Source organism: Streptomyces sp. NBC_01750, from assembly GCF_035918095.1.
GTDB lineage: Bacteria > Actinomycetota > Actinomycetes > Streptomycetales > Streptomycetaceae > Streptomyces.
Map to the genome: position 1 here is coordinate 6,955,247 of NZ_CP109137.1, position 23,283 is coordinate 6,978,529.

The window sequence follows — 23,283 nt, forward strand, 5'->3', positions numbered from 1 at the left end:
GATGCGACAATGCGCACCATGCATGCGCCGCCGCCCCCGACGTACCCGCCACACATTCTGTTCCGCGCCCGAGCCCTGGCCGCCCAGGGGCGCCGCGTCGTCCTGGGCATCGCGGGGGCCCCGGGCGCCGGGAAGACGACCCTCGCCGCCCATCTCGTCGACTCCCTCGACGGCCTCGCCGTCCTCGTCCCCATGGACGGCTTCCACCTGGCCCAGGCCGAACTCCGGCGCCTCGGCCGCGCGGAGCGCAAGGGTGCGCCGGATACCTTCGACGCGGCGGGATACGCCGCCCTGCTCGCTCGGCTGCGCGCCCCCGCCCCGGGCGCGACGGTCTACGCCCCCGCCTTCGACCGAGCCCTGGAGGAAGCGGTGGCCGGCAGCATCCCGGTCGACCCTGACATCCCTCTCGTCGTCACCGAGGGCAACTATCTGCTCCACGACGAAGGCCCCTGGGCACAGGTGCGGCCGCTCCTCGACGAGGCCTGGTACCTGGAGATCGACGACGCCGTACGTGTACGCCGACTGGTCGACCGGCATGTGCGGTTCGGCAAGCCGCGGCCGTATGCCGAGCGCTGGGTCCGGGACTCGGACGAGCGCAACGCCCGGCTGGTCGCCCGCGGCCGCGACCGCGCCGACTTCGTGGTCACACAGTCGTGGTAGTCCCCCGACCCGCGCACACGGGCGCGCTGCGGGGCCCTGGCGAGAAGCCGGCGAAGTCAATGCGGAACGCGGTCTGGCCCCGCCGGACGCGGTCGGTACGCTCGAGGTCCTGGTACGCGATGCGGAAGGCGGTTGACGTGGGGTTGTTCCGGCGAGGGCCGAAGCGCGACGGACGCGATGCACCCCGGGACCCCGAGTTCTCCTTCTTCTCGGAAGAAGAGGGCGCACGCTTCCGCGCCCAGGTCCGGCAAGCCTTCGCCGAACAAGGCCTGGAAGTGACCGTGTACGCGGACGTGGTGTCGGACAGCGCCGGCCGCCAGTTCGGGCTCGGCAATCTCGCCGCCGTCTGCCACAACGACGACCGCGGGCCGCGCTCCTGGCCCGAACTGGTCCGGCAGCACGTCGGGATGGTGCTGCGCACCATGGAGGCGCCCTCCGCGCTGGACACCCTGCCGACCGAGCAGATCCGCGCCCAGCTCTACCCCCGCGTCGTCGGCGCCGACGGGTTCAATGCGCAGAACTTCGCCTACGCGCGCACCGTCGCACCCGGCCTGTTCGAGATCCTCGCGCTCGACCTCCCGGAGAGCGTCATGATGCTCACCGACGAGGCCCTGGAGCCGCTCGGCGACCTGCGGTACCTGCGCGACCAGGCGCTCTACAATCTCAGGGGACTACCCCTGGAGGGCCACGAGACCGTCAAGGACTCCGAGGGCATGCGCTTCGAGGTGGTCCTCGGCGACTCCTTCTACACCGCGAGCCGCGTCCTGGCGCTGGACAGCGTCGTACAGCAGGTCACCGGAGAGCAACTCACCGCCGACGGGGCCCTGGTGGCGATGCCCTTCCGGCATCAGCTCGCCTTCCATGCCATCCACGACACCGGCATGATCCCGGCCCTCAACGCCATGGCCTCCTTCGCGGCCGCCGGCTACGCCGACACGCCCGGCGCCATCAGCCCGTACGTCTACTGGTGGCGCGACGGCACCTTCACCCAGCTCAGCGACCGTGACGAGGAAGGAGAGCTGCGCATCGTGGTCGGCGACGAATTCCATGAGCTGCTGGAGCGGCTGGTGGCCAACGACCAGGATTGAGCTCGCGCACGCCACCACCCGCGGGCAATATGACCCCATGCCCACCATGCCCGCGCCCTTCACCACAGACGACTACCGAGCCCGGATGGCCCGCGCCGCGGCCGCCGCCGCCGAGGCGGGGCTCGCGGGAGTGCTCGTCGCGCCCGGCCCCGACCTCGTCCATCTGACCGGCTACCGGCCCGCGAGCACTGAGCGGCTCACCATGCTCGTCCTCGCCGCGGGCCGGGAACCCGTCCTCGTCGTTCCGACCCTGGAGGCGCCGGACGCCGAGGAGGCCGCCGGAGCGGCCGCGTTCACCGTGCGCGACTGGACCGACGGCAAGGACCCCTACGCCGTCACCGCTCCGCTGCTGGACGCCGACGGCCGCTTCGGAGTCAGCGACAACACCTGGGCGATGCATCTCCTCGGTCTGCAGCGGCAGCTGCCCGGGACCTCCTACACATCGCTGACCGAGGCCCTGCCCATGCTGCGGGCCGTGAAGGACGCGCACGAACTGGCCCTGATCGAGGCGGCGGGAGCCGCCGCCGACGAGACGTACCACGAAATCCTCAAGGTGCGCTTCGCCGGGCGCGGGGAGGCCGAGGTCGCGGCCGATCTCGCCGCGCTGCTCAGGCAGTTCGGACATTCGCAGGTCGACTTCACCGTCGTCGGCTCAGGACCGAACGGCGCCAATCCGCACCACGAGGCGGGCGACCGCACCATCCTCCACGGCGACATGGTCGTCCTCGACTTCGGCGGCCTCAAGCACGGCTACGGCTCCGACACCAGCCGTACCGTCCATGTCGGCGAGCCGACACCCGCCGAGCAGCACGTTCACGACGTCGTGCGGGAGGCCCAGCAGGCCGGCTTCGAGGCGGTACGGCCGGGGGTCGCCTGCCAGGAGATCGACCGGGCCGCCCGCGAGATCATCGAAGAGGCCGGGTACGGAGACCTGTTCATCCACCGCACCGGCCACGGGATCGGCGTCACCACGCACGAGCCGCCGTACATGATCGAGGGTGAGGAGCAGTCGCTGATCCCTGGCATGTGCTTCTCCGTCGAGCCGGGGATCTATCTCCCCGGCCGCTTCGGCGTCCGTATCGAGGACATCGTCACGGTCACCGAGGACGGCGGCCGCCGTTTCAACAACACCCCGCGCGAGATGGCGATCGTCGAGTAGCCGCAGCTCCGCCCCGGATCCAGCGCCTGGTCTCAGCCGTCGGCCAGGACGACACAGGACTGCGGCGGCAGGTGCAATACGCCGTCCGTGCCCGGTTCTTGGACAGTTCCCCAGGCGGCCAGCACCCGGCCGCCGCCGCCCAGCGGGATCGCGGCCGGCTCCTTGGCCAGATTGACCGCGATCCGCAGATCGCCGCGCCGGTACGCCAGCCAGCGAGCCTCCTCGTCGTACGCCACCTTCACCGCCGCCAGGTCCGGATCCGTCAGGTCCGGCTGTGCGCGGCGCAGCGCGATCAGCTCGCGGTGCCAGGCCAGCAGCCGGGCGTGCGGCTCCCGCTCCCGCTCGGACCTGTCCAGGCAGGAGCGCTCCCTGGTCGACGGCGCCTGCGGGTCGGGGATCTCGTCCTCCGCCCAGCCGTGCGCCGCGAACTCCCGCCGTCTGCCGCTGCGTACGGCCTCGGCCAGCTCCGGGTCGGTGTGGTCGGTGAAGAACTGCCAGGGCGTGCGGGCGCCCCACTCCTCGCCCATGAACAGCATCGGTGTGAACGGCCCGGTCAGTACCAGTACGGCCGCGCACGCCAGCAGCCCGGGGGAGAGGCCGGCCGAGAGCCGGTCGCCCAGTGCCCGGTTGCCGATCTGGTCGTGCGTCTGGGCATAGCCGAGGAAGCGGTGTGCGGCGGTTCGCGTCACGTCGACGGAGCGGCCGTGCGTACGACCCCGGAAGCTCGAGTACGTACCGTCGTGGAAGAAGCCGTGGGTGAGGGTCTTGCCGATCGCCGCCAGCGGAGCGACGGCGAAGTCGGCGTAGTAGCCCTGGGCCTCACCGGTCAGGGCAGTGTGCAGGGCGTGGTGGAAGTCGTCGTTCCACTGTGCGTGCAGTCCCAGGCCGCCCGCCTCGCGCGGCGCCGTCGTGCGCGGGTCGCACAGATCCGACTCGGCGACCAGGAAGAGCGGACGGCCGAGCTCGTCCGAGAGGGCATCGACGGCGGCGGAGAGCTCCTCGAGGAAGGTCAGCGCACGCGTGTCGGCGAGGGCGTGCACCGCATCGAGACGCAGTCCGTCGAGCCGGAAGTCGCGCAGCCACGCCAGCGCGCTGCCCAGCAGATACGCGCGGACCTCGTCGGAGCCCGGGGCATCGAGGTTGACCGCCGAGCCCCACGGGGTGTGGTGGGTGTCGGTGAAGTACGGGCCGAAGGACGGCAGGTGGTTGCCGGACGGGCCCAGATGGTTGTGGACCACGTCCAGCACCACCCCGAGACCACGGCCGTGCGCGGTGTCGACAAAGCGCTTCAGCGCCTCGGGGCCGCCGTACGGCTCGTGCACCGCCCACGGCGAGACACCCTCGTAGCCCCAGCCGTGCACGCCGGGAAAGGGACACAGCGGCATCAGCTCGATATGGGTGACCCCCAACTCGGCCAGCTCGCCGAGCCGTTCGGCCGCCGCGTCCAGGGTGCCCTCGCGGGTGTACGTACCGATGTGCAGCTCGTACAGGACCGCGCCGCCGAGCCCACGCCCCGCCCAGTCGTTCCGCCAGGCGTAGGCGCTCTGGTCGACCACGGCACTCATGGCGTCCGGGCCGTCCGGCTGGCGGCGAGAGCGCGGATCGGGCAGCACGGGCCCGCCGTCCAGCGCGAAGCCGTACCTGGCGCCTTCGCCCGCCTCGGCCTCGGCGCTCCACCAGCCCGCACGCCCTTCGGCGCGCCCCATCGGACGCTCCTCGCCCGCCAGCCACAGTACGACCCGGTCGGCCTGCGGCGCCCACACCTCGAACAGCACTGGAGGTCCCCTCGTCGTCGATGCGACCTCCATCCTGGCAAGATCGGGGTCTAGAAGAGGTGTCCTTGGGGCCATTAAGGTCACGAACCATGTCGACGCCGCTGCCGCCGCTGCCCGCCTTCCCGCCCGGTTTCCTCTGGGGCGCGTCCGCCTCCGCCTTCCAGACCGAAGGGGCCGCCGACGCCGACGGCAAGGGACCCTCGGGCTGGGACGCCTTCGCCGCCCAGGGCCGGATCAAGGACGGCGCCGATGCCTCGCGGGGCACCGGCTTCCACGCGCGCTATCGCGAGGACGTCGCCCTGCTCGCCGGCCTCGGCGCGGACGGCTTCCGCTTCTCGGTCAGCTGGCCGCGCGTCGTCCCCGGCGGCAGCGGACCTGTCAATGCCGCGGGGCTCGACTTCTACGACCGTCTCGTCGACGAACTGTGCGCTCACGGCATCACGCCCGCGCCCACCCTCTACCACTGGGACACCCCGCTCCCGCTCGATGAAGCGGGCGGCTGGCTGAACCGGGACACGGCGTTCCGCTTCGCCGAGTACGCCTCCGTCGTCGCCGAGCGGCTCGCCGACCGCGTACCGATGTGGATCACCATCAACGAACCGGCCGAGGTCACCCTGCTCGGCTACGCGCTCGGCGAGCACGCGCCCGGCAAGCAGCTCCTTTTCGACGCGCTGCCCGCCGCCCACCACCAGCTGCTCGCCCATGGCCTCGCGGTCCAGGCGCTGCGCGCGGCGGGCGCCGCGAACATCGGCCTCGCCGTTTCCCACTCGCCCGTACGGACCGCGGGGATCAGCGAGGAGGACCGGTTCGGCGCGGAGCTGTACGACACGATCACCAACTGGATGTTCGCCGACCCGATCCTCACCGGCAGCTATCCCGATGAGAATTTCGCCGCCCTGATGCCGGGCCCGGTCGCCGAAGACCTCGCCGTCATCGCCGCACCGCTGGACTGGTACGGCGTGAACTACTACCACCCGATGCTCGTCGGCGCGCCCGCCAAGGACGCGCTCGGTGACTTCGCCGGCGTCGGCATGCCCGCCGAACTCCCCTTCGGGCTACGGGACATCGAGTGCGAGCAGCGCACCGATTTCGGCTGGCCGGTCGTTCCCGACGGGCTGCGAGAGCTGCTCGTGCTCCTCAAGGACCGGTTCGGCGACAGGCTGCCGCCGCTGTTCATCACCGAGAACGGCTGCTCGTACGACGGTCTCGACGACCAGCGCCGTATCGACTTCCTCGACGCCCATCTCCGCTCACTGCACGAGGCGATCGACGCGGGAGTCGACGTACGCGGCTACTTCACCTGGTCGCTCACCGACAACATCGAATGGGTCCAGGGCGCGTCCCAGCACTTTGGTCTCGTCCACATCGACTACGAGACGCTGGAGCGCACACCGAAGGCCTCGTACGCCTGGTACCGGGAGGCCATCGCCGCGCAGAAGCCCGCCGCCCGGAAGGCGGGTTCAGGGCACTGAACGGATCTTCCACACCAGCACACCGCCGAGGACGGTGACCACGGTCGCCGTCAGATACAGCCCGGCGTACCCGCCCGCGTACGCCACGATCGGCGCGGCCAGCGCGGGGCCGAGGACCTGCGGCGCCGAATTGGCGATGTTGATGACGCCCAGATCCTTCGCCCGGTCACCGGCCTCCGGCAGCACCTGCGTGATCAGCGCCTGGTCGACGGCGATGTACACGCCGAAACCGAGCCCGAGCAGCGCCGCAGCACCCATCGCCACCGGCCAGGTGTGCCAGAACGTCAGCAGCAGCGAAGCCGTCGCCATCACCACCGAACCGACCGCGACCAGCGCCTTGCGCCGGCCCAGCCGGTCCGAGACAACCCCGCCGACCACCGCCGTCACCACCACGCCGGCCGTGTAGAGCAGCGTCAGAATCAGTACGCCCTCGTCCGGATCCGGGTAATGCACCGCGTCCTTGAGGAAATACAGCAGATACAGCGTGCCCATCGCGTTCCCGAGCATCACCAGAAAACGAGTGAGCCAGGCCCAGCCGAAATCCGGATACGCCCGCGGGCTGACCCAGAAGTCCTTCAGACGCACCGACTCCCTTGCGGGAAAAGGGACGTGAGGGTCGCGGGTCAGCAGTACGAAAGGCAGCGCGCAGAGCACCACGAGCGCCGCGAGCAGCAGATAGCCCGTCACGGTCCCGGTCACCACCGTGGTCACCAGCAGCGCCCCGACGACCAGCCCCAGCGTCTGGGGAATCCCGATGAACCCGGAGACCGCGGCCCGCTGACGCACCGGCACCTGGTCAGGCACGACAGCATTGGTCCCGGCCAGCATGGCGTTCAGACCGAGCTGCGCCAGGCACCAGCCGAGCGCCACTGAGATCACCGTCGTCTGCGCCGAGGTGACCGCGAGGCCCACCGCACCCAGCACGGCCCCGCCCAGGATCCACGGGCGACGGCGCCCGAAGCGCCCGCCCGTACGGTCCGACAGCGCACCCGCGAGCGGATTGACGACGACCGCGAACAGCGCCCCCACTCCGGTCGCCCAGCCCAGCGCGACCTCCTTGCCGGACGGGTCGAGCTGGTCGATCTGCTCGGCGAGCAGCACCTGGATCGGCGTGAGGAACGCCATGTACAGACCCAGGTTGGCCAGTACAAGACAGGATATCCAGGCGCTGCCGACGAGATTCCGCGGCTCGGAGTGCAGCTTTTGAGTCGTCATGGGCGGCTCGCCATCAGCTCGGGGGTGTCCGGAGCCTACGGACACCCCCGAGCTTGCTCAATGCTGCGAACCGGGAAGGAAGTGGATCCGTTCGTGGACGATCGGATGCCCCGCGTTCGCGAAGTTCGCCGCCATCGGGAAGTTGCCCTGATCGGTGGCCCCCGCGATGAACTCCGCGCCCCGCTCGGCCAGGAAGTGCGTGCACTCCACGAGCAGGTCGTACGCGTAGCCTCGGCCGCGGTGCTCCGGTACGACTCCGATGAAGCCGACGCACGGCCCCGACGGGTTGCGGGCCGGGACGTGGATACCGACCAGCTCACCGTCAGGTGTGTAGGCCAGCTGCCACCACTCGCGCGGCGACGGGCACCAGTGGAAGAAGTCCAGCTCCTCCTGCGCCGCCTTGTCGACGCCCGCCTCGGCGATGGCGTCCAGCGCATGCGCGTCGAGCGTCGAGGAGTGGACCCGGCGCAGCACCTCGAAGATCACTGCGTCGTCGGGCTCCGGCCTGAACTCCAGCCGGCGGGGCCGCTCCGGCAGTCCGCACTCCGGGGTCCAGCGGTACTGGTATCGCTCCACCAGCACCTTCATGCCGGCCGCCGTCGCGGCACGGATCCGGGCCTCACCGGCTGCCAGGGCCGCCGGATCCTCGCGCCAGCCGGCCGGCAGGATCAGTTCGTACTCGACCTGGAACGGCGAGGTCCGCAGCAGCTCGGTACCCGCCTCCTCCTCGCCATCGGCGAAGTCGAACCAGTTGATGTTGACGGGAGTTGCGTCGTCGGGGCCGCCCCACCAGGCGGCTCGCGCGACGACCACGCCGTCGCGCAGCGCGACCCGCTTCCAGTCGGGGCGGTGCGTGGCACGGGCCAGCGCGCGGCCCACACCGAGAAGGTCGGGCAGAGAGTCGAAGAGATGCGCGTCGCTGGGGGTGAGCGCGCGGATGACCAGTTCGGTCATGAGGAAGTCCTCCGGGAAGAGATGTGCGGTATGCGCTCCCGGTCAGACTGCGAACGCCGGGCGGACGGTGCGGGAGCGCGAGAGTCGTGTGGTGTGCATTGCTCTCGCCTCCTTCCGTCGGTCACGGGCGTCGCGATCACGCTAGACGGTTCCTGCCGGTGCCGTCCACCGTTTTCCCTGGGACCGGGCGCAGGAACAGCCCGAGTTCGGCAGGTCCGCGCAGGTCAGCAGTGACTCTTGGCGAACCGGAACTCCGGTTCTTCTGGACACCTGTGGCCATTCGGCCCGACAATCTGGATTGTGACGTCCTCCTTCGAGTTCCACACGTATCCCGCTCGGCTCTCGGATGCCGAGCGCGACCGTGTCCTCGGTGTGCTCAGAGAGGGCGCGGCGCAGGGCAAGCTGTCGCACGACACCTTCCTGCACCGTATGGAGCTGGCCCTCGCCGCTCGCCGCTCCGACGAACTGCGGGCGCTCACCGCCGACCTCGACACCGAGAGCCGTTGGTCACGGCGGCTGTACGGCGCGGTGGGCCGGATATCGGCGTTCTCGGTACGGCTGCGCAGGGCCTGGCAGGCCGAGAAACTGCCGCCACTGCTGCTGCCCGAACCTGGCCCGTACCCCCTGCGGATAGGCCGCGACCCGGCGAACGGGCTGCGGCTGAGCCATGACACGGTCTCGCGACTGCACGCCGAACTGAGCCACCAGGGCAGTCTGTGGATCCTGCGCGACCTCGGTTCGACCAACGGCACCACCGTCAACGGACGGCGGGTGACCGGCTCCGTCGTCGTGCACGACGGGGACATGGTGGGCTTCGGACGGATGAGTTTCCGCCTCGCCGCACGCTGACCAGGCCCGGCGGGCGAGCGGCCCCCCGGGTCTCGGTCGAGCGTGAGGACTACCGCCGCCGGTCTCAGTCGCGCGTCGTGGCTCCTTCTCCCGCCGCTCTCCGGCTGAGCAGCGCCACTGGACGTTCCGCGAACAGCTCGGCCAGCGGTACCGGTCGGCCGCCCGCGAACTCCCGTTCCGGCGCGAGCAGATCGGCCCATCGGCCCGCAGGCAGCGTCAGCTCCGTGCCCGCCCAGCCGCCGGCCCGATCCAGCCGCAGCGAGAGCCGGGTGACCGCCGTGACCACCTCGCCCGTCCGGCAGAAGGCCAGGCAATGCTCGGCGGCGGGGCCATCCGCCTGCAGCGGTGTGTACGTAGCCGATTCGCCGAAGGCTTCGGGGCGTTCCCGGCGCAGCCGCAGTGCCGCCGTTGTGACCGTCGTCTTCTCGTTCGGCGGCCCCTCGTGGAACGGCTGCCGGTTGTCCGGGTCCACCAGGGCGAGGAACTCCCGCTCCGTGCCCTGGTAGAGGTCCGGCACGCCTGGCATCGTCAGCTGCACCAGCGCCGCTCCCAGCACGTTGGCCCGTACATACGGATCCAGCTCACGGGCGAACAGCGCCACCGAGTACAGCGGCGGGCCCGCCGGGCCCGCGCCGGCGAAAGCGGTGACCGCTTCCTCGTACGCCGGATCCGGCTCCGTCCAGCTGGTCAGCAGCGCCGCCTCCCGCGCGCTCTTCAGCAGCGCCGTCGACAGTCTGTCCGCGGACGGGATGCCGAGCCCGAAAGCCGTCTGCCAGACCACCCACGCCAGATGCGGATCGGGTGCGCGTCCGCCCTCGAGCCGCGCCGCCTCCTCCGTGACGCGTCCGAGGAAGTCCGCCCACTCCTCGGGGCATTCGGACAGCACGGCGATCCTGGCCCGTACATCCGCGCTGCGCTTCGTGTCGTGCGTGGTCAGTACGGTGCCGGTGGCCGGCCAGTCGCGGGCAAGTCGTTCGCAGTACGCATGGAACAGTGCCGGGCCGATCGCCGGGCTTCCCGGGTCGCCCCCCACCTCGTTCGCCGAGATCAGTGGCACATACCGGTAGAAGGCGGTGTCCTCGACGGACTTGGCGCGCAGTGCCGACGAGGTCTGGGCGAATCGGGTACGGAACGCGTCATGGTCCTGGCCTTCGCCGAGCCGCCCGAGCGCCAGGTCCCGCACCACCTCGACGGCTTCGGCCTCCTCGGCGACCGCGAACGCGGCTTTCGCGCCGAGCGCCGCCGCCGGGGGCAGCGCCTCCTCGCCGCCGATGCGGTACGGACGGTAGACGGGGACCCGCACCAGCAGCTCCCGGACCGCCGCGCGCAGCGCCCAGGGCGCGTGGTCGCGCAGCGCCGGATCCGCGGCGCAGACGCGCTCGGCCAGGCGGGTGAGCGCCGCCGTCTCGGCGGCCAGTTCATGCGTGACCACCTTGTACGCGGCGCGGCGCACCGTCGCTTCCCAGTAGCCCCCGCGGTCGTCCGCCGGACCCGCGAACTCCCGGTACCGCCCGACCAGTTCGGCTTCGCCCGCCGGATCGGTGAACAGGCCGTCGATACGGCGCAGCGCGTCGTAGCCCGTCGTGCCGGCGACCGGCCAGCCGGCCGGCAGCCTTTCCTCCCCGGTGAGGATCTTCTCCACGACCGTCCAGCAGGCCCCGCCCGTCGCCTCGTTGAGCAGGCGCAGATATGTCTCGGGATCGGCGAGACCGTCCGGGTGGTCCACCCGCAGGCCCTCCACGACCCCGTCCCGTACCAGCTCAAGGATCTTCGCGTGGGTCGCGGCGAAGACCTCCGGGTCCTCCACCCGCACGCCGATCAGCTCCGAAATGGTGAAGAACCGGCGGTAGTTGAGCTCGGTGCGGGCCAGCCGCCACCAGCCGAGCCGGTACCACTGAGCGTCGAGCAGCTCGGGCAGCGGCAGCTTCCCGGTGGACTCGCGGAGCGGGAAGCGCTGCTCCCCGTAGTGCAGTACGTCCCCTTCGACGCGCATTCCGCCCAGCTCGTCGCCGATCCGGCCCGCCAGCACCGGCAGCAGTACCTTCCCGCCGCCCGCCTTCCAGTCGATGTCGAACCAGCGGGCGTACGGGGACAGCGGCCCCTCGCGCAGCACCTCCCACAGCGCCCCGTTGTGCCGCGGCACCGCGGCCATATGGTTCGGGACGATGTCCAGGACGAGTCCGAGACCGTGTTCGCGCGCCGTACGGGCCAGCTGCCGCAGACCCTCCTCGCCGCCCAGCTCGTCCCGTACCCGGGCGGGGTCGACGACGTCATAGCCGTGGGTCGACCCCGGTACGGCCTCCAGCACCGGCGACAGATGCAGATGCGAGACGCCGAGCCCGGCGATGTACGGGACCGCTGCCGCGGCGGCCGAGAACGGGAAGTCCGGCTGGAGCTGCAGCCGGTATGTGGCGGTGGGGGTCATACGAACGTACGTACCCACCTTGAGGGCTTATGTGTCACCGGCCCACGCACGGGTACCGGCCGTTCGGACTACCGGCCGGGCGGACCCTGCCGTTCGGGTGGCGCTGACCGGCACGGCCGGCGGGGTGTCGTCCCGGCGGCCGCGCTCGCCGGGCGCGTGGGTCCATGGACCGTACGGGCGACGGACCTCGCGCCCGGCCGCCGGGCCCGTGCGCCCGGCCCCGTCCGCCCGGTGACGGTTACGCAGGCCGCCGCAGCACCGTCAGGCTCCGCCCCAGGAGACGCACCCGGTCACCGGCGGCCACCTTCGGGCCCCCGCCCGGCGGGACCCCCTCCTTGCGTGCGGTGTCCACGACCACCTGCCACTGCCGGCCGTGGTTCACCGGCACCGCGAATTCCAGTTCGTCCGCGCTCGCGTTGAACATCAGCAGGAAGGAGTCGTCGGCGATCCGCTCGCCCCGCGGCCCCGGCTCCGAGATCGCGTGGCCGTTGAGGAACACCGACAGCGCCTTCGCGGACGCCGACTGCCAGTCCCGCTGGACCATCTCCTCGCCCTCCGGAGTGAACCAGGCGATGTCGGAGAGCTCGTCGTGCGTCCCCTCCACCGGCCGGCCGTGGAAGAAGCGCCGCCGCCGGAAGACCGGATGGTCGCGGCGCAGCCACACCATCGCCCGGGTGAACGCCAGCAGTGTGCCGTCCGCGTCCTCGCCCGGCTCCGGCCAGCGCACCCAGGAGACCTCGTTGTCCTGGCAGTACGCGTTGTTGTTGCCGCTCTGCGTGCGCGCGAACTCGTCGCCGTGGCTGAGCATCGGCACACCCTGCGAGAGCATCAGCGTGGCGATGAAGTTGCGCATCTGCCGGTCCCGCAGATCGAGCACCTCGGGGTCGGTCGTCTCGCCCTCCGCGCCGCAGTTCCAGGACCGGTTGTGGTTCTCGCCGTCGCGGTTGCCCTCGCCGTTCGCCTCGTTCTGCTTGTCGTTGTACGAGACCAGGTCGTGCAGCGTGAAGCCGTCGTGGCAGGTGGTGAAGTTGATGGAGGCGAGCGGCCGCCGCCCGTCGTCCTGGTACAGGTCGGACGAGCCGGTCAGCCGGGACGCGAACTCCGCCAGCGTGCGAGGCTCGCCCCGCCACAGGTCCCGCACGGTGTCCCTGTACTTGCCGTTCCACTCGGTCCACAGCGGCGGGAAGTTCCCCACCTGATAGCCGCCCTCGCCCACGTCCCACGGCTCGGCGATCAGCTTCACCTGGCTGACCACCGGGTCCTGCTGTACCAGGTCGAAGAACGACGACAGCCGGTCCACCTCGTGGAACTGCCTGGCCAGCGTGGCCGCCAGGTCGAAGCGGAAACCGTCGACATGCATCTCGGTCACCCAGTACCGCAGCGAGTCCATGATCAGCTGCAGTACATGGGGGCTGCGCATCAGCAGTGAGTTTCCGGTGCCTGTCGTGTCCGTGTAGTAGCGCGGGTCGTCGGACAGCCGGTAGTACGAGGCGTTGTCGAGGCCCCGGAAGGAGAGCGTCGGCCCCAGATGGTTGCCCTCCGCCGTGTGGTTGTAGACCACATCGAGGATGACCTCGATGCCCGCCTTGTGCAGCGCCCGTACGGCCTGCTTGAACTCCAGCACCTGCTCGCCCCGGTCGCCCCAGGACGCGTAGGAATTGTGCGGCGCGAAGAACCCGATGGTGTTGTAGCCCCAGTAGTTGTTCAGCCCCGCGTCCACCAGCCGGTGGTCGTTGACGAACTGATGCACCGGCATCAACTCGAGCGTTGTGACGCCCAGTTCGGTCAGATGCGAGATGACGGCGGGATGCGCGAGGCCCGCGTACGTACCGCGCAGCTCCTTCGGCAGCTCCGGATGCAGCATCGTGAGGCCCTTCACATGGGCCTCGTAGATCACCGTGCGGTGGTAGTCGATGCGCGGCGGCCGGTCGTCACCCCAGTCGAAGTACGGGTTGACCACGACCGAGCTCATTGTGTGCGGCGCCGAGTCCAGGTCGTTGCGCGAGTCCGGCTTGCCGAAGTGGTAGCCGTACACCGTCTCGCCCCAGTCGATGCTGCCGCTGATCGCACGGGCGTACGGATCGAGGAGCAGCTTGGCGGAGTTGCAGCGCTGCCCGCGGTCCGGGGCGTACGGACCGTGGACGCGGAATCCGTACCGCTGACCCGGCATCACGCCCGGCAGATACGCGTGCCGCACGAAGGCATCGGTCTCCCGCAGCTCGACGTCGGTCTCCGAACCGTCGTCATGCAGCAGGCACAGCTCGATTCGTCGGGCGGCTTCGGAGTACACCGCGAAGTTGGTGCCGGCGCCGTCGTACGTGGCACCGAATGGATACGCCTGTCCCGGCCAGACCTGCATAGATATGACTCTTCCACTTCTGATCCGGGTGCTGGGGGGCACTTGGCCCAGATCCTCCCCGGAAGTATCCCCGGTGAGGTGCCTCCGCAGGGGAGGACGACGCGGTCAACATCGGGTTCCTCGCACGACCCGGTGACGCAACCGCTATGAATCCGCTCACTCCGGCAGATCTCGCCAGGCAGAAGGGCCGGATATGGAAAGGGAGTTGGGAAAGGACACTGCCGTTCCGGCTGCATCGTGTCCCACAGGCGGAGTAGTCTTCCTTGATCGTTGAAGGGGGAAGGAAGAGGGGTGCGCGGGTGAGCTCGGGAGGGCTGGAGCTACCCCCAGGTGACGCTGGTCATGAGGGGGACTCCGCCGACGCGCCGCCCGGAGCGGTTTCCCTCGCACGGCCGATGGAGATCGGGGCGGAACTGGACTGGGGCGCGGACGCCTGGAGCGAGGTGCGTACGCGCGCCCAGCGCGCCGGGCGGGCCTACATTTGGCTGAACCTGGTGGAGCAGCGCCTGCGGGCCGTGGTGGCGGCGGTGCTGCGCCCCATCTATGAACCGGTACACGGCGACGACTGGGTGGTGGCCGCGGCGGGGCCCGCGGGGCAGGAGTGGGTGCAGCGCGCGGTCGCCGTACGCGAGGTCTCGCGCCGCAAGGGCTATCTGCTGGATCCGGCGGACGACAATGTCCTGTCCTTCCTGACCCTCCCGCAGCTGCGCGAGCTGATGGTCCAGCACTGGCCGTGCTTCGAGCCGTACTTCGACGACCGGCGCGATGTCGAGCTGGCGCTGGACGAACTGGAGGTCGCGCGGAATGTCGTCTCCCGCAACCGCGCGCTGAACGAGGCGGTGCTCGCCCAGGCCGAGCGTGCCTCCGCCCGGCTCCTGGAGATACTCGGCAGCGGCGCGGGCGTGCCCTCGGCCGACCGTCTCCCGGTCGACGCGGTCGAGGAACTCGTCGGCGACCGTTACGCGGATGTGGTCTCCGTCCACCCGGACCGGGTCCGGCTGCAGCGCCAGCTCCCCGCCGAAGACCTCTTCGGCGGTGCGCGCCGCCTCGACGCGATCGGCATAGGCCTGAACCTCCTGGTCCAGAACTTCTCCGGCCGCCGGCTGGTCCGCCTCGCCGAATCCGGCTGCCGGGTCCGGCTCCTCTTCCTGAACCCGGCGAGCAGTGCGGTCAAGCGCCGCGAACGCGAACTGGGTCTGAAGAAAGGTGAGTTGAGTCGCACGGTGGAGATGAACATTCTCCATATGCGCCGAGTACGCTCGCGCCTCCGCGACCCGGGAGCTTTCGAGATCCAGGTCTTCGACGAGACGCCGCGCTTCACCGCCTACCTGGTCGACGGCGATGGCCCGGACGGCCTGGCCGTCATCCAGTCCTATCTGCGCCGGGCACGGGGGATGGAGGCGCCGGTGCTGGTGCTGCGGGGCGGCGGGCGCGCGGTGCTCCGCGCCGGACATGACGGCGAGAACGGCCTTTTCCAGACATACCGCGAGGAGTTCGAGTCCGTATGGGCGGATTCGCGTCCCGTCTCCTGAGTTGTCAGTGGCACGTGGGAGGGTGAAAACCCACCGGGGGAGAACGCACCACCGCACGACGAAGGAGGGCCAGGATGGCTTGGCACGGGGAACCGCTGGTCGGCTTCGATCTGGAGACGACGGGTACGGAGCCGCTGGAGGCACGGATCGTGACGGCGGCGATCGTCGGTGTCCGGCCGGGGGAGCCGGTCCGGCGGCGGGGCTGGCTGGCGGATCCGGGCATCCGCATCCCGGCGCAGGCGTCGGCGATCCACGGCATCAGCAGTGAGCGGGCCACGGCGGAGGGCCGCCCGGCACGCGAGGTGGCGGACGAGATCGCACAGACCCTGACGGGGTACTGGGCGCAGGGGGTGCCGGTCGTCGCGTACAACGCGGCATTCGACCTGACGCTGCTGACGGCGGAGTTGCGGCGCCACGATCTCCCTTCCCTGACGGACCGTCTTTCGGGCCGCCCGATCGGACCGGTGATCGACCCGTACACCATCGACCGGGCGGTCGACCGCTACCGCAAGGGCAAGCGCACTCTGGAGGCGGTCTGCGTCGAGTACGGCGTGGTCCTGGACGCGGCCCACGATGCGTCCGCGGACGCACTCGCAGCGGTGCGAGTGGCCCGCGCGATAGCCGAACGGCACGGCCCGGTGGCGGCGCTGACTCCGGCGGAGCTGCATGAGCGCCAGATCGGGTGGTACGCGGAGTGGGCGACGGACTTCCAGCGCTTCCTGCGGGAGAAGGGCAGCGCGGACGCGGTGGTGGACGCGTCCTGGCCCCTGCGGGAACTGGCACCGACGGCGGGCTGAGCCAGGGGTCTTTGTCCCTTGCCCGCCCCTTCGCGTAACCGGGGCTCCGCCCCGGACCCCGCGCTTCAATCGCCGACGAGGCTTGAAAATCAAGCCCGTCCGGCGATTGAGGACACGCGCGAAGCACGTTCGGGGTCCAGGGGGCCGAGCTCCTCGGTTACGGGAAGGACAGGGAACAAGCCCCGCCGCAGGCGTCCGCCCTCGCACCGTCAGAACGTGTGCCAGCGGACCCTCTCCGCCCCCTCACGCAGTGAAGCGATCCGGCAGGCGAACTCCTCCCGCGCCGCCGGGTTCGTCGGCGCGTGCTGCGCCACCCAGGCGCAGCTTGCCGTTTCGCGGGCGCCGCGCAGGACCGCGCAGCCGGGCCACTCGCGGACGTCCCAGCCATATGTCTCGGTGAACGACGTATACGCCTCGGGCGCCAGTCCGTAGCGGTCGCGGGACAACGCCATGACCACCAGATCATGCTCGCGGAGGTCCGAGGAAAACGTCTCCAGGTCCACCAGGACCGGGCCGTCCGGGCCCACATGGACGTTGCGGGGGAGTGCGTCGCCGTGGATCGGGCCCGGCGGCAGATGTGGGGTGAGCCCGGACGCCGCCTCGGCGAAACCGTCGCGGCGCTCGCGCAGATAGGCCGCGTCGGCCGGGTCGATCGCCTCGCCCGCGAGACGCAGCCAGCGCTCGACGCCCCCGAGCAGGTCCCGCCGCGGAAGGGAGAAGGACGGCGAGTCGAGCGCGTGGATCCGGCGCAGCAGATCCGCCAGATCCGCCGGCTCCGCCGGGCGTACGGCATCCGGCAGCCGGTGCCACACCGTCACCGGATGGCCCGTCACCAGCCGCGGCTTGGGCTCGGCCGCCCGCACGGCAGGCACCCCCGCCTCCGACAGCCAGGCGGCGATGGACAGTTCACGCTCCGCCCGCGCCAGCAGCTCCGCGTCCCGGCCAACCTTGACGACCACCTCGCCCGCCCCGAACACCGCGTTCTCGCCGAGCGCGAGCAGCGTCGCATCGGCAGGAAGTCCCGCAGCCGCCAGCACGGCGCGTGCTCGTGTCTCGTCCATGTCTCTCCCACCGCTTGCGCGAATCCGCCAAAGTCTCGCATCCACGCAGGTGGGGTTGACGAACCGACGGACCGTCAGCACGATGACGGAGGCCGCCTGGGCGGCCGGACCGGGATGGGCCGCCCGAAGGAGCCGAATCCGTGACATTGGCGACCGCAACCTCGCGGCCCGGCAAGGCACGGTCCGAGCATCCGTGGTCCGGGAAGCAGCCGGACCACGGGGTCTGGTTCCTCGTACTGCCTGCCCTGATCCCGATTCTGGTGCTGAGCGTCGGGCCGCTGCTCTACGGCATATCGCTCGCCTTCACCGATTCCCAGGCGGGCCGCACCCAGCCCACCGAGTGGATCGGGACGCTGAACTTCCAGGACCTGCTCCACGACACGCTCTTCTGGGACTCGTTCAGGATCGGCCTGCTCTGGGCGATCGGCGTGACGCTCCCGCAGTTCCTGCTCGCGCTCGGCCTCGCTCTCCTGCTCAACCAGAACCTCCGCTTCCGCTGGCTGGCGCGCGCCATCGCGATCATTCCCTGGGCCATGCCCGAGGTCGTCGTCGGCATCATGTGGCGGCTCGTCTACAACCCCGACGCGGGCATCCTGAACGAGACCATCCGTGACCTCGGACTCGGAGACGGACGCGACTGGCTGACCGGACTCGCCACCGCCCTTCCCGCCGTGATCGTCGTCGGGATCTGGGCAGGCATGCCGCAGACCACCGTCGCGCTTCTCGCCGGACTCCAGAACACCCCGCACGAGCTCCACGAGGCCGCCGCGCTCGACGGCGCCGGCGCCTGGCGCCGGTTCCGCACCGTCGCCTGGCCTGCTCTCAAGCCCGTCGCGCTCGCCATCACGGCGCTCAATTTCATCTGGAACTTCAATTCCTTCGCACTGGTGTACGTCCTCACCAACGGCGGCCCCGGCGGCCGCACCCGCCTCCCCATGCTCTTCGCCTACGAAGAGGCCTTCCGCTACGGCCAGTTCGGCTACGCCGCCGCCATGGGCTGCGTCATGGTCGCGGTGATATCGGTGATGCTCGCGTTCTACCTCGTAGGACGGCTCAAGGGAGGGGAGGGGCAGTGACGACGCCACGCACCAGCAGATCCGGCCGAGCAGGCCAGTACGTGGCGCTCCTCTGCTACCTCGTCTTCCTCGCGTTCCCCTTCCTCTGGCTGATCTCCACCGCCTTCAAACCGCCGCGCGAACTGGGCTCGCTGCACCCCACCTGGATTCCGGACGATCCCACCCTCGACAACTTCCGGCAGGCCTTCGACGAGCAGCCGCTCCTCCGGGCCGCCGGCAACAGCCTGATCGCGGCCCTGTCCGCCGCGCTCATCGCCGTCGTGATCGCGACGCCCATGGCTTACGTCATGGCCCGCAACCGCAACAAGCTCTCCGCCGCGGCCACCGGCTGGGTCGTGGTCAGCCAGGCGTTCCCGTTCGTACTGGTGATCATTCCGCTGTTCCTGATCCTGAAGAACCTGCATCTGATCAACACGCTGTCCGGTCTGATCATGGTGTACGTCGTCTGGTCGCTGCCGTTCGCGCTCTGGATGCTGGGCGGATATGTACGGGCCGTGCCCCGCGAACTGGAGGAGGCGGCGTCGGTCGACGGCGCGGGCAGGCTCCGCACGCTTGTCTCGGTCACCGCCCCGCTGCTCGCTCCCGGCATCGTGGCCACCGCGCTGTTCGCCTTCATCACCGCGTGGAACGAGTTCTTCTTCGCGCTCGTCCTGCTCAAGACCCCGCAGACACAGACCTTGCCGGTCGTCCTCACGCATTTCCTCGGCGCTGAGGGCGTCGCTGATCTCGGGCCGCTGGCCGCTGCCGCGTTCCTCGCGACGATTCCCTCGCTCGTCATCTTCGCGATCATCCAGAAGCGGATCACGGGCGGGATGCTGACAGGGGCGGTGAAGAGCTGATGCGGAGACTCGCGGCCGCTGCCGCCGTATGTGCGCTGCTGCTGACCGGCTGCTCGGCCGACGGGGGCGGAGCCGACAGCGGAAGGATCACGCTCCGTTTCCAGTCCCTGGCCTGGCAGCAGGAGTCCGTGGACGCCAACAAGGAGCTGGTGAAGGAGTGGAACACGAGCCACCCCGACATCCGGGTCGAGTATGTCCAGGGCAGCTGGGACAGCGTCCATGACCAGCTGCTGACCTCCTTCGAGGGTGGCGAGGCGCCGGACATCATCCATGACGCCTCCGACGACCTCGCCGACTTCGCGTACGGCGGCTACCTCGCCGATCTGAGTGGGCTGCTGCCGGAACGCCTCACGGCGGACATCCCGCGGCAGAGCTGGGAGTCGGCGACCTTCGGCAAGGGGGTCTACGGCGTGCCATTCCTCCAGGAGCCGCGCGTTCTCATCGCCAACAAGAAAATCCTCGACTCCTCGGGGGTGCGTATTCCGACGGCCGGGAAGCCGTGGAGCTGGGAGGAGTTCCGCCAGGTCACCAAGACGCTCACGGAGGAGATGGGGGAGGGAAAGTACGGTGTCGCCTGGCCGCTCAAGGAGCCGGTCTCCGTCACCCTCAACCTCGGTCTGTCCGCGGGCGGGCAGCTCTTCCACCGCGGCGACGACGGGAAGGTCACGATCAAGTTCACCGATGGCGACGGCGTGGTGCCCGGCACCGTGCACGATCAGGTCAACACCGACAAGAGCGCCTCCCGCACCACGCTCGGCATGGGCGGCTCGGACACGCTGCCCGGCTTCTTCGGCGGCAAGTACGCGATGGTCCCGCTGGGCTTCTCGTACCGTCAGCAGATTGTCCAGCAGGCGCCCAAGGGTTTCGAGTGGACGGTGCTCCCCGCCCCGGCGGGCCCCGGGGGCCCGGCCCAGGGCGTGAGCCCGCAGACTCTCTCCGTCGCGGAGGACACCCCTCACAAGAAGGAAGCTGCGCGGTTCATCGACTTCATGCTCCAGCCGCGGAACATGGTGCGGCTGGCGAAGGGCGACTGGATGCTGCCGACGGGTTCGAAGGCGCTGGCGGACCCGGCCCTGCACACCGATGAGGCGGGCTGGTCGACAGGCGCCGCACTCGCGCGGGATCTGCGCTCGGCGCCGGCCCAGTCGGTGCGCGGCTACCCGGAGTGGAAGGACAAGGTGGCGACTCCGGCGCTGCAGGAGTACTACAGCGGCGCGATCGATGCGCCGGAGCTGGAGAAACGCCTGGTCAATGACGGCAACCTGGTTCTCTCCCGCTATCAGCGCTGACGCCCGGGGCGCGGGCACCCGAGGGCCCGGCCTTGCCCCCTGGCAGGGGGACGCGCAGGGGTCGCGTCCGGGACGTAAAGCGTCGCAACTCGCGCGAAGCGCGGTGAGGAAAGCAGTCCCGGACACGAGCCCCGGAGCGGCCCAAGACCGGGCACGCCCAAGACCGGGCACGCCCAAGCACCCAAGACCCGCACCCCGCAAGGGACCCGCAAGGCACCCGCACCCCCGAGACCAGGGTCCGCCCACGCACCCCAACCCCCGCGGCCCGGGAGCGCATGGCTCCCGGGCCGCGGGGACATCAACCCGTCTCAGACCCGGGCCGCGGGGACATCAACCCGCTTCAGACCCGGGCCGGTTCCGGTCGGCCGTCGTCGTCGTGGCGCGGCGCCCTCACCCGCGCCTCCGCCACCGTCGACTCGTCGTGCGTCAGATCCGGCAGCCACCGCAGCCACTTCGGGAAGTACCAGTTCCGCTCGCCCAACAGCGCCATGATCGCCGGAAGCAGCACCCCGCGGATGATCGTCGCGTCGATCAGCACCGCCGCCGCAAGGCCCACACCCATCTGCTTCATCGACTGCATCGACAGGGTGCCGAAGATCGCGAACACCGCCACCATGATGACCGCCGCACTCGTCACCACCCCCGCCGTCGTCACGACGCCATGCGTAATCGCGTCCCGCGTCTCGCGTCCCTGCACCTTCGCCTCACGGATCCGCGACACCACGAACACGTGGTAGTCCATCGAGAGTCCGAACAGGATCACGAAGAGGAACAGCGGCAGCCAGGCGATGATCGCGCCCACGCCCTCCGCGCCGACCAGCCCCGCGCCCCAGCCGTGCTGGAAGACGGCCGTCAGGATGCCGTACGCCGCGCCCACCGACAGCAGGTTGAGGACGATTGAGGTGATCGCGATCGTCAGCGACCTGAACGACAACAGCATCAGCACGAAGGCGAACACCACGACGAAGGCGAAGACGGGTGCCACCGCCCCGGTGAGCTGATCGTTGAAGTCCTTCGAGCCCGCGACCTGGCCGCTGATCGGCGCCTGGAGGCCGTCGACCTTGCCGAGCGTGGCCGGCCGGACCGTGTCCCGCAGGATGCCCAGGCTCTTCTCCGCCTTGTCCTGGTCGGAGCCGCCCACCAGCGGTACGTATACGAACGCGAGGTTCTGGGCATCGTGCGTCACAACCGTGACCGGGCCCTCGGAGGCGCCCGAAGCGACCGCGCTCCTACGGAAGTCGGCGATCGCGTTGCGCACAGGGGCGGCGTTGATGTCGTCCGCCTTGACGATGACCTCCGCCGGGTCCGCCCCGCCCGGGAACGCTTCGTTGATCCGCTCGTACGTCCCGACGATCGGCACCGAGTTGCCGAACTCCTGGTCCAGCGTGAAGTTCTGGGTCTTCATACCCATGGCGGGCAGGGCGATCGCGACCAGCGCGCCCGCCGCCACGAGCAGCGACACCAGGGGCCGCTTCAGGACGCCCCCGAGCACCCGGCCCCACACCCGGCTCTCCGCGCCACCCGCTCCGTTCGCGCCGCGCTTCCCGCGGTTCAGGAAGGGCACGCGCCCCTTCTCCACCCGCTCGCCGAGCAGCGACAGCAGCGCCGGCAGCACCGTCACCGAACCGACCATCGCCACAGCAACCACGATCAGAGAGGAGAGCCCCATCGACTCGAACTCGCCGATCCCGGTGAAGAGCATGCCGGCCATGGCCACACAGACCGTCACACCGGAGACGATGACGGCCCGTCCGCTGGTCGCCGCCGCGATCTGCATCGCCGTGGCAGCGTCGCGCCCGGCTGCCCGCTCCTCGCGCTCGCGCCGCAGATAGAAGAGGCAGTAGTCGACGCCGACCGCCAGACCCACCAGCAGCATCACGGAGTTCGCGGAATCGCTCATCGGCTGGAAATGGCTGGCGACTCCCATCAGCCCCATCGTCGCCATGATCGCGGTGATGGCCAGAGCTACCGGCAGCAGAGCGGCCACCAGAGCGCCGAAGGCGATCAGCAGAATGCCGAGCGCGACCGGCACCGCCGAGAGCTCCGCCTGCTGGAAGTCGTCGCCGAAGGCCTCGTCGAAGGTCTTGCGCATACTCGCGCCGCCGATCTCCTCGATCCGCAGCTCCTTGTGGGAGGCCTGGACCTTGGCGACGGCATTGAGGACCGGCTCGATCCGGTCGCTCGCGGTTTCCGGGTCGCCGCGCACATCGAACTGCACGAGCGCGCTGCGCCCGTCCTTCGAAATGCTCTTGGTGTCGTACGGCGACGTCACCCCGGTCACTTCACCCGTGCCGCCGACCGCCTTGATCACCGCGGCGACGGCTGTACGGAACTCGGGGTCGGTCGCCCTCGCCGCCGTGTCCTTCGCCTGGACGAGCACGGTCTCACCGGCCGGCTCTTCGACTCCCGCGTCCTCCGCGATCCGGGCCGCCTGGGTGGTCTCGCCCTTCAGCTGATCGCTGTCCTTGAGTTCGACCGTGCCCGCGGCCGAGCCGGCCGCCATGGCGAGGACGACGAACAGCACCCAGATTCCCACTGCTGCCCAGCGGTGTCGCGCGCTCCAGCCGCCGGCTCGCGCGGCGATTCCGCGCGGACCTCTTTCTGCTTTCCCCATGACGGTCCTGCCCCCCTCGAAATGACGTCGGCGCCGCGCCGTTGTCTCCGCTTAGAAGCTATGGGCACATTCAGGCCGTCTCCTCCTGCTCGCCGGTGACACGGCGGGGTGGCTCTCTC

The 23,283-nt window shown here is 70.2% G+C and carries 17 protein-coding genes; 10 read left to right on the forward strand and 7 right to left on the reverse strand.

Annotated features, from left to right (window positions below):
• Positions 1-18 precede the first annotated feature (18 nt).
• The 3 genes from OG966_RS31275 to OG966_RS31285 all read left to right on the forward strand — a co-directional run bounded on the left by OG966_RS31275 (position 19) and on the right by OG966_RS31285 (position 2,907).
• Complete coding sequence (locus OG966_RS31275) at positions 19-660, forward strand: nucleoside/nucleotide kinase family protein (protein WP_406730655.1); 642 nt, start codon at positions 19-21, stop codon at positions 658-660.
• Between the two features lie 137 nt (positions 661-797).
• On the forward strand, positions 798-1,748 hold the full coding sequence (locus OG966_RS31280; RefSeq protein ID WP_326653331.1) for a hypothetical protein: 951 nt from the start codon (positions 798-800) through the stop codon (positions 1,746-1,748).
• Between the two features lie 37 nt (positions 1,749-1,785).
• Positions 1,786-2,907 carry an aminopeptidase P family protein gene (locus OG966_RS31285; protein ID WP_326653332.1) on the forward strand — a complete coding sequence of 374 codons (1,122 nt, stop codon included), beginning with the start codon at positions 1,786-1,788 and terminating at the stop codon, positions 2,905-2,907.
• 32 nt (positions 2,908-2,939) lie between these two features.
• Here the strand turns inward: OG966_RS31285 and treZ are convergent, their stop codons facing one another.
• Positions 2,940-4,715 carry a malto-oligosyltrehalose trehalohydrolase gene (gene treZ / locus OG966_RS31290; protein WP_406730654.1) on the reverse strand — a complete coding sequence of 592 codons (1,776 nt, stop codon included), beginning with the start codon at positions 4,713-4,715 and terminating at the stop codon, positions 2,940-2,942.
• Positions 4,716-4,771: 56 nt separating this feature from the next.
• Between treZ and OG966_RS31295 the strand changes: the two genes are divergently transcribed.
• On the forward strand, positions 4,772-6,154 hold the full coding sequence (locus OG966_RS31295; RefSeq protein ID WP_326653334.1) for a GH1 family beta-glucosidase: 1,383 nt from the start codon (positions 4,772-4,774) through the stop codon (positions 6,152-6,154).
• On the opposite strand, the gene OG966_RS31300 is transcribed toward OG966_RS31295, so the two are convergent.
• Both OG966_RS31300 and OG966_RS31305 read right to left on the reverse strand, forming a co-directional pair.
• Positions 6,143-7,369 carry an MFS transporter gene (locus tag OG966_RS31300; protein ID WP_326653335.1) on the reverse strand — a complete coding sequence of 409 codons (1,227 nt, stop codon included), beginning with the start codon at positions 7,367-7,369 and terminating at the stop codon, positions 6,143-6,145. The genes OG966_RS31295 and OG966_RS31300 overlap by 12 nt on opposite strands.
• Before the next feature lie 57 nt (positions 7,370-7,426).
• Positions 7,427-8,323: a GNAT family N-acetyltransferase gene (locus tag OG966_RS31305; RefSeq protein WP_326653336.1), complete on the reverse strand. Its 897-nt coding sequence runs from the start codon at positions 8,321-8,323 to the stop codon at positions 7,427-7,429.
• Positions 8,324-8,623: 300 nt separating this feature from the next.
• Here OG966_RS31305 and OG966_RS31310 point away from each other — a divergent pair, with 300 nt between their 5' ends.
• Complete coding sequence (locus tag OG966_RS31310; protein WP_326653337.1) at positions 8,624-9,172, forward strand: DUF1707 and FHA domain-containing protein; 549 nt, start codon at positions 8,624-8,626, stop codon at positions 9,170-9,172.
• Between the two features lie 64 nt (positions 9,173-9,236).
• Here OG966_RS31310 and treY read toward each other — a convergent pair whose 3' ends face one another.
• Entirely contained in the window at positions 9,237-11,597 is a 2,361-nt protein-coding gene (gene treY / locus OG966_RS31315) for a malto-oligosyltrehalose synthase (protein WP_326653338.1), read from the reverse strand.
• 238 nt (positions 11,598-11,835) lie between these two features.
• Positions 11,836-13,956 (reverse strand): glycogen debranching protein GlgX, encoded by a 2,121-nt coding sequence (glgX, locus tag OG966_RS31320; protein ID WP_326653339.1) that lies wholly within the window; start codon positions 13,954-13,956, stop codon positions 11,836-11,838.
• A gap of 299 nt (positions 13,957-14,255) precedes the next feature.
• Here glgX and OG966_RS31325 point away from each other — a divergent pair, with 299 nt between their 5' ends.
• Together OG966_RS31325 and OG966_RS31330 are read left to right on the forward strand one after the other, a co-directional pair.
• Positions 14,256-15,488 (forward strand): SAV2148 family HEPN domain-containing protein, encoded by a 1,233-nt coding sequence (locus OG966_RS31325; protein WP_326653340.1) that lies wholly within the window; start codon positions 14,256-14,258, stop codon positions 15,486-15,488.
• A gap of 74 nt (positions 15,489-15,562) precedes the next feature.
• Positions 15,563-16,285 carry a 3'-5' exonuclease gene (locus OG966_RS31330; RefSeq protein ID WP_326653341.1) on the forward strand — a complete coding sequence of 241 codons (723 nt, stop codon included), beginning with the start codon at positions 15,563-15,565 and terminating at the stop codon, positions 16,283-16,285.
• A 209-nt stretch (positions 16,286-16,494) separates the two neighbouring features.
• Here the strand turns inward: OG966_RS31330 and OG966_RS31335 are convergent, their stop codons facing one another.
• Entirely contained in the window at positions 16,495-17,346 is an 852-nt protein-coding gene (locus OG966_RS31335; protein ID WP_326653342.1) for a phosphotransferase enzyme family protein, read from the reverse strand.
• Between the two features lie 140 nt (positions 17,347-17,486).
• On the opposite strand from OG966_RS31335, the gene OG966_RS31340 reads away from it, so the two are divergent.
• Genes OG966_RS31340 through OG966_RS31350 form a run of 3 tightly spaced genes read left to right on the forward strand, consistent with a single transcriptional unit; the run spans position 17,487 to position 20,550 of the window.
• Positions 17,487-18,422, forward strand: a complete 936-nt coding sequence (locus OG966_RS31340) for a carbohydrate ABC transporter permease (RefSeq protein ID WP_326653343.1) — start codon at positions 17,487-17,489, stop codon at positions 18,420-18,422.
• Positions 18,419-19,261, forward strand: coding sequence for a carbohydrate ABC transporter permease (locus tag OG966_RS31345; protein WP_326653344.1), 843 nt, complete (start codon positions 18,419-18,421; stop codon positions 19,259-19,261). The genes OG966_RS31340 and OG966_RS31345 overlap by 4 nt, the downstream gene beginning before the upstream one ends.
• Positions 19,261-20,550, forward strand: coding sequence for an ABC transporter substrate-binding protein (locus tag OG966_RS31350; RefSeq protein ID WP_326653345.1), 1,290 nt, complete (start codon positions 19,261-19,263; stop codon positions 20,548-20,550). Before OG966_RS31345 ends, OG966_RS31350 begins: the two co-directional genes overlap by 1 nt.
• A gap of 340 nt (positions 20,551-20,890) precedes the next feature.
• Here the strand turns inward: OG966_RS31350 and OG966_RS31355 are convergent, their stop codons facing one another.
• On the reverse strand, positions 20,891-23,164 hold the full coding sequence (locus OG966_RS31355) for an MMPL family transporter (protein ID WP_326653346.1): 2,274 nt from the start codon (positions 23,162-23,164) through the stop codon (positions 20,891-20,893).
• Positions 23,165-23,283: the final 119 nt, after the last annotated feature.